Genomic DNA, 12,972 nt, shown 5'->3' with positions numbered 1-12,972 from the left:
TGTTCTTTGCCACAACTTCGTTGGTGTGGACTTTCCATTTGTACTACAGTTCCCGGGCCCCCGCTGTCCGTGTCGCCAAAGATTTCGAGGGCGCCGGGAAATATTCAACTGCAGTGCACTTTGTTTCTTCTCAGGCGAGATTTCCGACAGCCGATTCGGCCGCAGCCCTGACCGCGCCCGACGCCACCAGGGCGTCCGCCGCTTCGAGCTCCGGCGACAGGAACCTGTCGGTGCCCGGACCGTCGACGACGTCGCGCAGCGCGGCGATCACGGCCGTGCCCGCAGGCCCCGGCGTCAGTTCGCCGCCGGAGACCTGGGTGCGGATATCCAGCGCCCGGGCCGAGGTCACGAGTTCGATCGCCAGGACGCGGCGCAGGTTCTCGACGGCGCGGCGGAGCTTGCGGGCCGCGTGCCACCCCATGGAGACGTGGTCCTCCTGCATCGCCGAGCTCGGGATCGAGTCCACCGACGCCGGGACGGCCAGCCGCTTGTTGTCCGACACCAGGCCCGCCTGGGTGTACTGGGCGATCATGAGGCCCGAGTCGACACCGGGGTCCGAGGCCAAGAAGGCCGGCAGTCCGTGCGAGCGTGCCGGGTCCAGCATCCGGTCGGTCCGGCGCTCGGCAATGGAGCTCAGGTCCGCGACGGCGATGGCCAGGAAGTCCAGCACGTAGGCCACCGGGGCGCCGTGGAAATTGCCGTTGGAGCTGACGCGGCCGTCGGGCAGGACCACCGGGTTGTCGATCGCGGCGGCCAGTTCGCGGGAGGCGACCAGGGCTGCGTGGTCAACCGTGTCGCGGACGGCGCCGGCCACCTGGGGTGCGCAGCGCAGCGAGTAGGCGTCCTGGACCTTGGTGTCGTTGATCCGGTGCGAGGCCACGATCGGCGAGTCGGACAGGACCCGGAGCATGTTGTCCGCGGAGGCAGCCTGGCCCGGGTGCGGCCGGAGCGCGGCGTGCAGCTCGGGCAGGAACACCTGGTCCGTGCCGAGCAGCGCCTCGACGCTGAGCGCTGCGGTGATGTCCGCCGTCGTGAGCAGCTGGCGGATGTCCGCAATGGCCATCAGCAGCATGCCCAGCATGCCCTCGGTGCCGTTGACGAGCGCCAGGCCCTCCTTCTCGGCCAGGGTGACGGGTTCAATGCCGTGGGCGGCAAGGAGCTCGGCGACGGGGCGCGCGCCCTTGGCGCCGTACAGCTCGCCATCGGGGCCCATCGCTTCGCCTTCGCCCATCAGGACAAGGGCGCAGTGCGACAGCGGCGCGAGGTCGCCGGAGCAGCCGAGTGAGCCGAATTCGCGGACCACCGGGGTGATGCCGGCGTTCAGCACATCCACCATGGTCTGCAGGACCACGGGGCGGACGCCGGTGCGGCCGGAGGCGAGGGTCTTGGCGCGCAGGAACATGATGCCGCGGACCACTTCGCGTTCCACGGCCGGGCCCATGCCGGCGGCGTGGCTGCGGATCAGCGACTTCTGCAGCTGGGTGCGCAGCTCGTTGGGGATGTGCCGGTTGGCCAGCGCACCGAAGCCGGTGGAGATGCCGTACGCCGGGACCTCGCTGTGGGCGAGGTCGTCGATGTGGGCGCGGACCTTGGCGACGGTGTCCAGGGCTTCCTGGGCGATGGTCACCTTGGCGTCGTGGCGGGCGACGGCGACGACGTCCTCGGGCGTGACGCCGCTGGAGCCGAGGGTGACGGTGAGCGGTTCGTGCGTTGTGAGAGTCATTGAAATCTACCTAGGTCTAAGTGTTGGTTCGGCGTCCTCGTCGATTGCTCCGTTGTGGCCCTTTTCAAGGCTCAAAACGGCGTTTACGGAGCAATCGACGAGGTTTTCGCGAGTTTGGTTAGCGGGACTCTGACATGGGGATGCGGACGCCGCGTTCCTTGGCGACCTCGAGGGCGCGGTCGTAGCCGGCGTCGGCGTGGCGGATGACGCCCATGCCGGGGTCGTTGGTGAGGAGGCGCGCGAGCTTTTCCGCGGCGAGGTCGGTGCCGTCGGCGACGGAGACCTGACCGGCGTGGATGGAGCGGCCGATTCCGACGCCGCCGCCGTGGTGGATGGAGACCCAGGTGGCGCCGGAGGCGGTGTTGAGCAGGGCGTTGAGCAGCGGCCAGTCGGCGATCGCGTCGGAGCCGTCGGCCATGGCCTCGGTTTCGCGGTAAGGGGACGCGACGGAGCCGGAGTCGAGGTGGTCGCGGCCGATCACGATGGGCGCCTTGACCTTGCCTTCCTTGACGAGCTGGTTGAACAGCAGGCCGGCCTTGGCGCGTTCGCCGTAGCCGAGCCAGCAGATGCGGGCCGGCAGGCCCTCGAATTCGACGCGCTCACCGGCTGCGTCGATCCAGCGGTGCAGGTGCTTGTTCTCGGGGAACAGCTCCTTGATGGCCTTGTCCGTGACCGCGATGTCCTCGGGGTCGCCGGAAAGGGCAACCCAGCGGAACGGGCCGAGGCCCTCGCAGAACAGCGGGCGGATGTAGGCCGGGACGAAGCCGGGGAACTCAAACGCGCGGTTGTAGCCGCCCTTGCGGGCCTCGTCGCGGATGGAGTTGCCGTAGTCGAAGACCTCGGCGTCGGCATCCTGGAACTCGACCATGGCCTGGACGTGCTTGGCCATGGAAGCCTGGGCCTTCTTCGTGAAGCCTTCCGGGTCCGCCGCGGCCTCGCGGTGCCATTCCTCGACCGTGATGCCCTCGGGCAGGTAGCTCAGGGGATCGTGTGCGGAGGTCTGGTCCGTGACGATGTCCACGGTGAGCTCGCCGGCGTTGTGGCGGCGCAGGATCTCCGGGAAGACCGTGGCGGCGTTGCCGACGTAGCCCACGGACCAGCCGCGGCGCTCTTCCTTGGCCTTGAGGACCTTGGCGATGGCGGCGTCGAGGTCGGTCTCCACCTCGTCGAGGTAGCGCTTGCCGGCGCGGCGGCGCAGCCGGGTCTCGTCGACGTCGACAATCAGGCACGCGCCGTCGTTCAGGGTGACGGCGAGCGGCTGGGCGCCGCCCATGCCGCCGCAGCCGCCGGTGAGCGTCAGGGTGCCGGCGAGGGTGCCGTTCTCGTCCCCGGTGAGCTTGCGGGCGATCGCCGCGAAAGTCTCGAAGGTGCCTTGCAGGATGCCCTGGGTGCCGATGTAGATCCAGGACCCGGCGGTCATCTGGCCGTACATCATCAGGCCCTCGGCCTCGAGCCGGCGGAATTCGGGCCAGGTGGCCCAGTCGCCGACGAGGTTGGAGTTGGCCAGCAGGACGCGCGGCGCCCACTCGTTGGTGCGGAAGACGCCAACCGGCTTGCCGGACTGGACCAGCAGGGTCTCATCCTTTTCCATGGTTTCCAGGGTGCGGGTGATGGCGTCGAACGCGGCCCAGCTGCGGACGGCGCGGCCGGTGCCGCCGTAGACCACGAGGTCATCGGGGCGCTCGGCGACCTCGGGGTCGAGGTTGTTCATGAGCATGCGCAGCGGGGCTTCCGTCTGCCAGCTCTTGGCGGTGAGCTCGGTGCCGCGGGCTGCTTTGACCGGGCGGGCACCGGTGGTGAAATCGGCGGGTGCCATGAGGGGCTCCTTTGTTTCGTGGTGGTGTCTGTGCTGGAGGGTGTGGGGTGAAGAGTGCGTGTCGAATGAATCGGGGGAATGAGGTTCTGTATCAACTAAAGCCTGTTCGCGGCCGCGTAAACAGGGCCTAAGGACGGGTGCTGTCCGGGATTCCAGACGCCCCCGATGTTCCCCGCTGCCGCATCCCCCTCCCCCGTCGCGCTATCACTTATGGCGCCTAAAACGCCCGGATAGGAGCCATAACTGAGAGAGCAACGGGGGTTGCTGGGGCAGCTGGTCAGGCGGGGCGGCCGTGGATCCGGATCGAGAGTTCATCGGCGACCTTCTGGATCCGGGCGGCCAGGGCCGGCCACTGGTCTGCGGGCAGCTTGTCCTCAAGGAAGGTCACGGCGACGGCGGCGGTGGGCCACCCGACGTGGTCCGTCACGGCGGCGGCGATCGAGCCGAAGCCCGGCGTCACCTCACCGTGTTCGGTGGCGTAGCCGCGCTGCCGGACCTGGTCCAGATGCGAGGACAGCGCGGAGTACTTCATGATGGGCGACTCGGTTTCGTGTCGGGCCGTGAATGCGGCGGCATTCGGGTACAGCGCCCGCACCTGGGACTTCGGCAGCGCGGCAAGAATCGCGCGGCCGCTCGCGGTGAGGTGGCTGGGCAGCCGGACCCCGACGTCGGTCACGAGGGACGGGCGGTTTTTGGCCCGCTCTTCCACGATGTAGAGCACGTCGCGGCCGTGCAGCACGGCCAGGTGCGCGCTTTCGCCGATCACATCCACGAGCGAGGCAAGCATGGGCCGGCCCAGCCGGGACAGCGGCTCCTGGCGGGAATAGGCCGAACTGAGCTCGAACGCGCTGATGCCCAGGCCGTAGCGCTGCTCCTCGTGGAGGTGCAGCACAAACCCGTTCGCCTCCATCACGCCGAGCAGGTGGTAGACGCTGGAGCGCGGCAAGCCCAACGCGGTGGCAATGTTCGACGCCGCCATCGGCCCCCGCCTGGAGGCCAGCAGTTTGAGGATACGCAACGTGTTTTCCGCCGCAGGCACCTTCGAGGCCACCTTTCCGGTGGCGGCCCGGCGGACGGGTTTGGGTGCAGGCGCGCCAGGAGCCTGGGGGGTGATCACGGGCGCGGCCTCGGGAGCGGCCCCGAGGGTGCTCGCGGTGCCGCCCGTGGCGCTGCTTGCGGGGCCGGCCGTGGCCGCCGGGGCATTTCCGGGCGTCGCGGAAGCGGGCAGATGGTTCAGGGTAGGGCTAGTAGCTGACATGGATCCTCTTCGAAAAACGGCTGGTGTCCGGTATCCCGTACTTAAGCATGCGCCCGGCGGGGCAGGTCCGCCATACCGTCAGCAGTACGCCCTGTCTGGAATACCGGACAATCCCGCGTTCGACGCACCCGCCCGCCGGTCGCGCCGCGCAACCCTGCCCGCCTATCCCGCCGAAGTACTACGATCTGGAGCATGAAGCAGACGTGGGAGCCGGGCCAGGACGGCGTCCTGGTTCTTCCTTCCGGCCGGAGCATCCGCGGCCGCGGTCTGCACTATCCGCTGCCCGCCGGCCCGCTTCCGGAATTCGGCCTGTACTTGCTGGGGCAACAGCCGCCCCCGGTGGAATGGGATTCCAGATGGCTCCTCTGGCCGGACCTGCGGCTGCCCGCGGACCGGCCGGACGCGCTCGATGCGTTCCGGGAAGCCTGGCGCCGGGCCGCGACGGAACGGGTCGAAGTGGCCTGCTGGCGCGGCATCGGCCGGACGGGCACCGCACTGGCGTGCATCGCCATCCTGGACGGCGTCCCGCCCGGCCAGGCGGTGTCCTACGTCCGCCGTCGGTACCGGCGTCTGACGGTGGAAACGCCGTGGCAGCGCCTGTACGTGGCCCGCTTCCGCGGGGACACGCCGTAGGCCGCGCTCAAACAGCAAAGACGGTCACACGGTGACGACGGCCTTCCCGCGGACCTGGCCGTCGCGCAGGTCCCGGATGGCGGCCGGCGCGTCGGCCAGGGCGTAGCACCTGCCGATCACCGGCGTCACCGCGCCGGCCTCGATGAGCCCGGCCAAGAACCGGAGGTCCTCGGCGCGCTCTGCCGACATGACGCCCTTGAGCTGCTGGCCGACGAATGCGGAGAGCAGTGCCGCGCGGAGGGACCTTTCAAATCCGCCCGTGAGCCGCCCGCCGCCCTCCCCGCCGACGATTGCGAGCGTGCCCTTGGGTTTGAGGGCCCGACGGAGGACGGAGAGCGGGCGGTTGCCGGCGGTGTCGACAATGAGGTCGAACTGCCTGGCCCCGTCCGCGAAGTCGTCGTGCGTGTAGTCAATGACATGGTCGGCGCCGATCGACCGGACGAGATCGGTCTTCGCGGTGCTGCACACCCCTGTCACCTCCGCCCCGAACGCCTTGGCGAGTTGCACCGCGTACGCGCCGACGCCGCCGGCCGCGCCGATGACGAGGACGTCCTGCCCTGGCTGGACCTTGCCGGTGTCCCGGAGCGCCTGGAGGGCCGTGACGGCGGAGATGGGAACGGCAGCGGCCTGCTCGAAACTGAGGTTCTTCGGCTTCAGCGCGAGACGGCTTTCCTTCGCGCACACGTATTCGGCGAAGGATCCCTCGCACGTGCCGTACACCTCGTCGCCGGGCCTGAAGCCGACCACATTCCGGCCGACGGTCTCCACCCGGCCCGCGACGGCCCGGCCCCGGATGCGCGTCTTCGGTTTCGTCAGCCCGTAGCCTGCAACCCGGGTCAGGTACGGCAGGCCGGTCATGAGGTGCCAGACGCCCTGGTCGACGCCGGCGGCCCGGACCCGGATCAGCACGTCGTCGTCGCCGGGGACGGGAACGTCGACGTCGCGCAGTTCCAGCACCTCAACGGAACCGTAGGTGTCCTGAATGATCGCTTTCATGGCGCTTCTCCTTCAGAGTCGGGGTACTGGAACACGTCGTCGAGCGGAACGTTGAGAACATGGGCGATCTGGAATGCCAACTCCAGAGACGGCGAGTAGCGGCCCTGTTCGATTGCGATGACAGTCTGCCGGGTCACGCCGATGCGTTCGGCGAGTTCCGCCTGGGTCAGTTCGCCGTTTTCGAACCGCAGGCGCCGGATGGAGTTCGTGACCCTGGTCGGTTTCACCACGTCTGGAAGCCCCGCCGGTAGGCCACGATCTTCGCCACGGAGGCCAGGATCGCCGAAGCCACGAAGGCCAGATAGATGGCGTTGGCGATCCAGAACTGATTCACCTCGGCCATGGCCATGATGAGCGCCGCCACCGCCCCGATGACCACAAAGGACTGGCCGATATGCTCGCCGAAGCGGTAGATCTCCCTGTCCCGCTGGTCCTTCATGCCGGCGCCCCTGGCGGACAGGCCACGGATGAGAATGTGGAGGACGATCGACAGGACGATCGAGCTGCCGACCGTCCAGAGCAGCGGCGCCATGTATGGCACATCCGTGAGCGGCGTGCTCCCGGCCGGCCCGAGGACTGCCGCCAGATATACCGCGTAGGCTCCGGCCCCAGCACCCCCATGATCCAGGCGCTCTTTTCTTCGAATGACAAGTGCCGCTCCCGCACGATGAACCGAATGTAAAACAAACCTGACATGGCAAAAGTAAAGAAAATCTAACATGATGTCAAGAGTTTTCGACTTTCTCTCGGGTTGCCCCGCGCGGAATTTCCCCACCTTCGCCCCCGCGACGCCGGGACGCGCCGGCGTCACGGGGCCACACGCCGTCGCGCCCCGGCAAAGGTGGGGAAACCCGGGCGCGGGCCGCCGCATAGTCTGAAATCAAAGACACGAAGTCCCCGTGAGACTCATCACAGCAGTGCCGGACATGGTCTGCTGGATAGCGATCCCCCTCCCAATGACGAGAAGGTATTCGCATGCAACAAGCCCAAACCGCCACCAAACCGGCACCTGCCCAGGCAGGCACCGGCGGCGCCGCCACCGCCGTCGGCGCCGCCGTCGATTCCGTACTCAGCAGGGGGCTGAACGTCCGCCACATCCGCTTCATGGCGCTGGGCTCGGCGATCGGCACGGGGCTGTTCTACGGCTCCGCCTCCGCCATCCAGAAGGCCGGCCCCGCCGTCCTGTTGGCGTACATGATCGGCGGCGCCGCGGTCTTCATGGTGATGCGCGCCCTGGGTGAAATGGCGGTGCGGCATCCGGTGTCCGGGTCCTTCGGCCAGTACGCGAGCCGCTATCTGGGCCCGCTCGCCGGGTTCGTGACCGGCTGGACCTACGTCTTCGAGATGGCAATTGTCGCCATCGCGGATGTCACGGCCTTCAGCATCTACATGGGGTTCTGGTTCCCCGGCGTGGAGCGCTGGGTCTGGGTCCTGGCCATCATCTTCTTCCTGGCGGCCCTGAACCTGCTCAGCGTCAAGGTCTTCGGCGAGCTGGAGTTCTGGTTCTCCCTGATCAAGGTGGCGGCCATCATCGCCATGATCGCCGGCGGCGCCGCGATCATCGTCTTCGGCTTCCAGACCGGCGGCGCCACCGTGGCGCCCGGACTCGGCAACCTCGTTGATCACGGGGGCCTGTTCCCCAACGGGTTCGAAGGGCTCCTGGCCTCCTTCGCGGTAGTGATGTTCGCGTTTGGCGGGGTGGAAACCCTGGGCATCACCGCCGGTGAAGCCGCCGACCCGAAAAAGGTCATCCCCAAGGCCGTCAACACCGTCCCCGTGCGCGTCCTGCTGTTCTACGTGCTGACCCTCGGCGTGCTGATGAGCCTGTTCCCCTGGGACGAGGTCGGCAGCAACGGCAGCCCCTTCGTGCAGATCTTCAGCAGCCTGGGCATTCCGGCCGCGCCTCACATCCTCAACGCCGTGGTGATCACGGCGGCGCTCTCGGCCGTCAACAGCGACATCTTCGGCGCCGGCCGGATCCTCTTCGGCCTGGCCCGGCAGGGCCACGCCCCGGCGAGCTTCGGCAAGGTCTCCCGTCACGGGGTGCCTTGGATGACCGTGGTGATGATGACGGGCATCCTGCTGGTGGGGGTCGTCCTGAACGCGGTGATCCCGGAGGACGTGTTCCTGATCATCGCCTCGATCGCGACCTTCGCGACCGTCTGGGTCTGGGCCATGATCCTGGCCTCCCATGTCGCCATGAAACGCGAGATCGCCCGCAAGGGACTGCCGGCGTCGGAGTTCCCGTCCCCTTGGTGGCCCGCCGCATCCGTGCTGACCATCGCCTTCATGGCTCTCGTGATCGTGATCCTGGGCGCCTTCGAGGACACCCGGGTGGCGCTGTACGTCGGCGCCGTCTGGCTCGGCCTCCTGGTGGTCGCATACCGGCTCTGGGTCCGCGGCCACGGCCGGGCCCGGGCCGAACTCACCGACGAAACGGCCCAGCTCCAGCAGGTTCCTGCGGGGCGGTAATCATGCCTCCCCGTCCCGGGGCCCTCCCGGGAGCGCCCCGGGAGGGTTAAGATCAGGCATGGTTCCCGCCCCCAATCTCCTGGCTTTTGCCCTTGCGGCGCTCGTGCTCATCGCCGTCCCGGGGCCCAGCGTGCTGTTCGTGATCGGACGGACGCTGGCCCTGGGACGCAAGGGCGGCCTGTTGAGTGTCGCGGGGAACGCGGGCGGCGAGTTGGTGCAGATCGCCGCGGTGGCCGTGGGCGTCGGGGTGGTGCTGGCCCAGTCGCTCCTGCTCTTTAGCGTGGTGAAGTTTGCCGGCGCCGCCTACCTTGTCTACCTGGGGATCCAGGCCATCCGGCATCGCGGCAGTGGCGCGACGGCGGCAGACCCGGCCGTCCGGTCCTCGACGGCCCGGGTGCTCCGCGAGGGATTCATTGTGGGCGCGACCAACCCGAAGTCGATTGTCTTCTTCGTGGCCGTGCTCCCGCAGTTCGTGGACTATTCTGCCGGCGCGATTCCGGTCCAGCTCGGCACGCTGGGGGCGGTCTTCCTGCTGATCGCCCTGGTCTCCGACAGCACGTGGGCCCTCGCGGCGGGAACGGCACGGCACTGGTTTGCCCGGTCGCCCCGGCGGATCGCCGCGCTGAGCACCACCGGCGGCGTGATGATGATCGGTCTGGGCGGCACTCTGGCCCTGACGGGCAGCAAGAACTAACTGGGCCGCCCGGCAGTTGGAGCCGGGCGCCCGGCGCCAGAACCTGTCCCGGCGCCGGACTACCGCGCGGACCAACCGCCGTCCATGGTGTAGCTGGCGCCGGTGACCATGCCGGCGTCGTCCGAAGCCAGCCACGCCACCAGGGACGCCACTTCCTCGGGTTCCACGAGCCGCTTGACCGCTGATTCGGTCAGCATGATCTTGGCGAGGACCTCGGACTCCGGAATGCCGTGCACCTTGGCCTGGTCCGCGATCTGCGACTCGACCAGGGGCGTGCGGACGTACCCGGGGTTGATGCAGTTGGACGTGACGCCGTGCGCGCCGCCCTCCAGCGCCGTGACCTTGCTCAGACCTTCCAGACCATGCTTGGCCGAGACATATGCGCTCTTGAACGGCGAGGCACGGAGGCCGTGAACGGAGGACAGGTTGATGATGCGGCCGAAGTTGTTGGCATACATGTGCGGCAGCGCGGCCCGGATCAGCAGGAACGGCGCCTCGAGCATAAGCGTGATGATGCGGCGGAAGTCGGCCGGATCGAAGTCCTCGATCGGGCTGATGCGCTGGATTCCGGCATTGTTGACCAGGATGTCGCAGTCCAGGCTGAGCGTCTGGAGGGATTCGACGTCGAGCAGGTTGACGGCCCACGAGGTGCCGCCGATCTCGTCGGCGAGGGCCGCGGCGGCGGACTCGTCCACGTCCGCGATCACGACCTTGGCCCCGCGTGCGGCCAGGGCGCGGGCGCTGGCGGCACCGATCCCGCCGGCCCCGCCGGTGACCAGTGCCTTGCGTCCGTTCAGCGTGTTTTCCATTACTCAGCCTTCCATGTCAAAAATCTAATGAGGCGGCCGGCCCCAGCGTGGCTGGGGCCGGCCCAAACTCAAGCAGCCCGGAAACTCAAGCCGCCAGGTAACTCAAGCAGCTCAGCGTACGGCTGCTACGGACAGGCCTTCACGTTCGGCGTCGGCCCGGTCCACGTCTTCCAGGGCGATGCCCTTGGTTTCCTTCAGGCTCAGGACTGCCACGGTGGTGATGGCGCAGGCGACCACGAGGTAGACCGCGGTCGGCAGCCAGGAGCCGGTGTCCTTGAGCCACTGGGTGGCCAGGAGCGGCGCCAGCGAACCGGCGAAGATCGAGGTGACCTGGGAGCCCAGGGAGACGCCGGCGTAGCGCATCCGGGTCGGGAACAGCTCCGACATCAGGGCCGGCTGGCCGGCATACATGAAGGCGTGCAGGCACAGGCCGATGGTGACGGCCAGGACGATGATCACCGGGTTGCGGGTGTCGAACATCGGGAAGGCGAAGAACGGCCAGGTGGCGCCGGTAATGGCACCGACGAGGTAGACGGGCTTGCGGCCCCAGCTGTCCACGAGCCGGCCGATCTGCGGGATGATCAGGAAGTGCACGAGGTGCGCGATCAGCAGGGCGAGCAGCAGGGATGAGGTGTCGTACTTGTCCACGGTCTTGAGGTAGACGATCGAGAAGCTGACCACGAGGTAGTACATGATGTTTTCCGCGAACCGGAGGCCCATGGACTGCAGGATGCCCTTCGGGTACTTGCGGATGACCTCGCGGACGCCGTAGCTGACAGCCTGCTCGCTCTCCAGCTGGGCCTTGGCTTCGAGGAAGATGGGCGACTCGGAGACGTGGGTGCGGATGTAGTAGCCGACAAACACGATCACGGCGGAGAGCCAGAACGCCACGCGCCAGCCCCAACTGAGGAAGTCCGCGGCGCTGAGCATGTTGGACATGATGAACAGGACCAGGGTGGCCAGCAGGTTGCCCACCGGGACGGCGGCCTGCGGCCAGCTGGACCAGAAGCCGCGGGTCTTGTTGGGGCTGTGCTCGGCGACGAGCAGCACGGCGCCGCCCCATTCACCGCCCAGGGCGAAGCCCTGGATGAAGCGCAGGAAGACCAGCAGCGCCGGCGCCAGGTAGCCGAGGGTGGCAAAGCCCGGGAGGCAGCCCATCAGGAAGGTGGAGACTCCGATGATGACGATGGTGAGCTGCAGGGTGGGCTTGCGGCCCAGCTTGTCGCCGATCTGGCCGAAGACGATGCCGCCCAGCGGACGTGCCACGAAGCCGACGGCGTATGTCAGGAACGCCTGGATAATGCCGTCCAGCTCATTGCCGGTGGCGGGGAAGAAGTACTTGCCGAACACCAAGGTGGCGGCGGTGGCATAGAGGAAGAATTCGTACCACTCGACGACGGTTCCCACCATCGATGCTGCGACGATTTTCTTGAGCCCGGAACCCTTGGATGCGGGTACGGCGGGGGATGTTGCAGAGCGTTCGTTTACGCTCATCTGGTTCTCCTTAGTGTCCACGGTGACACGCGCTGTGACGCACAGCACTGAAATGGCTCCACTGAGTATTGCCGCACATCCGCGGCGGTTCAATGGCCAAACCGGCACCCTACGTGTGCAGAATTGCAGATATGAACGCCAATCCCGATGACCTGCTGGTCCTGCTCGCCGTCTCCCGTTCAGCGAAATTTACGACGGCGGCCCAGACACTCGGACTGAACCACACCACCGTCTCCCGGCGGATCGCGGCGCTCGAGAAGTCGCTGGGCGGCCGGGTGCTCTCGCGCGCGTCGGGCGGCTGGGAACTGACCGAACTCGGCGCCGAGGCGGTGCGCGTGGCCGAGCAGGTCGAGAGCGCCGTCCGAACCCTGGAACAGCCCGGGCACACGCCGGATCCCATCACTGGAGTGGTCCGGATGACGGCCACGGACGGCTTCAGCGCCTACATTGCCGCCCCGGCGGTGGCCCGGCTCCGCCGCCACCACCCCGGCCTCAGCGTCGAGATCATCACCGTGACGCGCCGGGCGCTGCAGCAGCGCTCCGGCCTGGACATCGAGGTGGTGGTCGGCGAGCCGCAGGTGCACCGGGCAGAGGCCGCGCAGCTGGGCGAGTACATGCTGGGGATGTATGCCTCCCGCGACTACCTGGCCGAGTACGGGACCCCGGCCACCGTGGAGGAACTGACGGCGCATTCGCTCGTGTACTTCGTCGATTCGATGCTGCAGGTGGACGATCTGGATGCCCCGCGGCGGCTGGTGCCGGCGATGCGGGACGGGCTGAGCTCCACCAATGTCTTTGTCCACGTGGAGGCCACGCGCGCCGGCGCCGGGATCGGGTTCCTGCCGTGCTTCGCGGCCGACCTCCATCCGGACCTGGTCCGGCTCCTGCCGGAGGAATTTGCCGAGATGCTCCCCTACTGGATGGTGCTGCGGCCCGATTCGATGCGCCGCCCGGCGGTCGCGGCCCTCGTGCAGGCACTGCGGGAGCAGACCGCAGCCCACCGCGATGCCCTGCTGGGCCGGGGTGGAACCCCACCGACTGCTCCGTAGGCGCCCTTATGGAGCCCCAAAAGGGCCG

General features: G+C 68.0%; 12 protein-coding genes. 4 read left to right on the top strand and 8 right to left on the bottom strand.

All coding sequences use genetic code 11. The features are described from left to right. Positions 1-130: 130 nt before the first annotated feature. From hutH to BLR03_RS05130, 3 genes are all read right to left on the bottom strand, one after another. Complete coding sequence (hutH, locus tag BLR03_RS05140; protein ID WP_091250328.1) at positions 131-1,723, bottom strand: histidine ammonia-lyase; 1,593 nt, start codon at positions 1,721-1,723, stop codon at positions 131-133. 118 nt (positions 1,724-1,841) lie between these two features. Further along, positions 1,842-3,539 (bottom strand): urocanate hydratase, encoded by a 1,698-nt coding sequence (hutU, locus tag BLR03_RS05135; RefSeq protein WP_091250326.1) that lies wholly within the window; start codon positions 3,537-3,539, stop codon positions 1,842-1,844. A 277-nt stretch (positions 3,540-3,816) separates the two neighbouring features. Then, positions 3,817-4,797, bottom strand: a complete 981-nt coding sequence (locus tag BLR03_RS05130; RefSeq protein WP_254788168.1) for an IclR family transcriptional regulator — start codon at positions 4,795-4,797, stop codon at positions 3,817-3,819. A 192-nt stretch (positions 4,798-4,989) separates the two neighbouring features. On the opposite strand from BLR03_RS05130, the gene BLR03_RS05125 reads away from it, so the two are divergent. Next, positions 4,990-5,430, top strand: a complete 441-nt coding sequence (locus BLR03_RS05125; RefSeq protein ID WP_091250324.1) for a protein-tyrosine phosphatase family protein — start codon at positions 4,990-4,992, stop codon at positions 5,428-5,430. A gap of 24 nt (positions 5,431-5,454) precedes the next feature. Here the strand turns inward: BLR03_RS05125 and BLR03_RS05120 are convergent, their stop codons facing one another. The 3 genes from BLR03_RS05120 to BLR03_RS05110 are packed head-to-tail and all read right to left on the bottom strand — an operon-like array spanning position 5,455 to position 6,958. Then, positions 5,455-6,426 (bottom strand): NAD(P)-dependent alcohol dehydrogenase, encoded by a 972-nt coding sequence (locus BLR03_RS05120; protein ID WP_091250321.1) that lies wholly within the window; start codon positions 6,424-6,426, stop codon positions 5,455-5,457. After that, positions 6,423-6,656 carry a helix-turn-helix transcriptional regulator gene (locus BLR03_RS05115; RefSeq protein WP_091250317.1) on the bottom strand — a complete coding sequence of 78 codons (234 nt, stop codon included), beginning with the start codon at positions 6,654-6,656 and terminating at the stop codon, positions 6,423-6,425. The genes BLR03_RS05120 and BLR03_RS05115 overlap by 4 nt, the downstream gene beginning before the upstream one ends. Then, positions 6,650-6,958: a hypothetical protein gene (locus tag BLR03_RS05110; RefSeq protein WP_217639743.1), complete on the bottom strand. Its 309-nt coding sequence runs from the start codon at positions 6,956-6,958 to the stop codon at positions 6,650-6,652. Before BLR03_RS05110 ends, BLR03_RS05115 begins: the two co-directional genes overlap by 7 nt. Before the next feature lie 443 nt (positions 6,959-7,401). On the opposite strand from BLR03_RS05110, the gene BLR03_RS05105 reads away from it, so the two are divergent. Then, entirely contained in the window at positions 7,402-8,898 is a 1,497-nt protein-coding gene (locus BLR03_RS05105) for an amino acid permease (RefSeq protein WP_091250315.1), read from the top strand. 58 nt (positions 8,899-8,956) lie between these two features. Then, positions 8,957-9,592: a LysE family translocator gene (locus BLR03_RS05100; protein WP_091250313.1), complete on the top strand. Its 636-nt coding sequence runs from the start codon at positions 8,957-8,959 to the stop codon at positions 9,590-9,592. Between the two features lie 59 nt (positions 9,593-9,651). Here BLR03_RS05100 and BLR03_RS05095 read toward each other — a convergent pair whose 3' ends face one another. Both BLR03_RS05095 and BLR03_RS05090 read right to left on the bottom strand, forming a co-directional pair. Beyond that, positions 9,652-10,401, bottom strand: coding sequence for a 3-hydroxybutyrate dehydrogenase (locus BLR03_RS05095; RefSeq protein WP_091250311.1), 750 nt, complete (start codon positions 10,399-10,401; stop codon positions 9,652-9,654). A gap of 111 nt (positions 10,402-10,512) precedes the next feature. Then, complete coding sequence (locus BLR03_RS05090; protein ID WP_091250308.1) at positions 10,513-11,895, bottom strand: MFS transporter; 1,383 nt, start codon at positions 11,893-11,895, stop codon at positions 10,513-10,515. A 131-nt stretch (positions 11,896-12,026) separates the two neighbouring features. Here BLR03_RS05090 and BLR03_RS05085 point away from each other — a divergent pair, with 131 nt between their 5' ends. Further along, positions 12,027-12,944, top strand: a complete 918-nt coding sequence (locus tag BLR03_RS05085; RefSeq protein ID WP_091250306.1) for a LysR family transcriptional regulator — start codon at positions 12,027-12,029, stop codon at positions 12,942-12,944. The last annotated feature ends 28 nt before the right edge of the window (positions 12,945-12,972 follow it).

This window comes from Arthrobacter sp. ok909 (assembly GCF_900104405.1).
Taxonomy (GTDB): domain Bacteria; phylum Actinomycetota; class Actinomycetes; order Actinomycetales; family Micrococcaceae; genus Arthrobacter; species Arthrobacter humicola.
This window is presented reverse-complemented; position numbering and strand designations above follow the sequence as displayed.

Excerpts from the sequence above, each read along its gene's own strand:
- hutH (WP_091250328.1), bottom strand. The coding sequence starts at position 1,723 with ATGACTCTCACAACGCACGAACCGCTCACCGTCACCCTCGGCTCCAGC.
- hutU (WP_091250326.1), bottom strand. The coding sequence starts at position 3,539 with ATGGCACCCGCCGATTTCACCACCGGTGCCCGCCCGGTCAAAGCAGCC.
- BLR03_RS05130 (WP_254788168.1), bottom strand. The coding sequence starts at position 4,797 with ATGTCAGCTACTAGCCCTACCCTGAACCATCTGCCCGCTTCCGCGACG.
- BLR03_RS05125 (WP_091250324.1), top strand. The coding sequence starts at position 4,990 with ATGAAGCAGACGTGGGAGCCGGGCCAGGACGGCGTCCTGGTTCTTCCT.
- BLR03_RS05120 (WP_091250321.1), bottom strand. The coding sequence starts at position 6,426 with ATGAAAGCGATCATTCAGGACACCTACGGTTCCGTTGAGGTGCTGGAA.
- BLR03_RS05110 (WP_217639743.1), bottom strand. The coding sequence starts at position 6,958 with ATGGCGCCGCTGCTCTGGACGGTCGGCAGCTCGATCGTCCTGTCGATC.
- BLR03_RS05105 (WP_091250315.1), top strand. The coding sequence starts at position 7,402 with ATGCAACAAGCCCAAACCGCCACCAAACCGGCACCTGCCCAGGCAGGC.
- BLR03_RS05100 (WP_091250313.1), top strand. The coding sequence starts at position 8,957 with ATGGTTCCCGCCCCCAATCTCCTGGCTTTTGCCCTTGCGGCGCTCGTG.
- BLR03_RS05095 (WP_091250311.1), bottom strand. The coding sequence starts at position 10,401 with ATGGAAAACACGCTGAACGGACGCAAGGCACTGGTCACCGGCGGGGCC.
- BLR03_RS05090 (WP_091250308.1), bottom strand. The coding sequence starts at position 11,895 with ATGAGCGTAAACGAACGCTCTGCAACATCCCCCGCCGTACCCGCATCC.
- BLR03_RS05085 (WP_091250306.1), top strand. The coding sequence starts at position 12,027 with ATGAACGCCAATCCCGATGACCTGCTGGTCCTGCTCGCCGTCTCCCGT.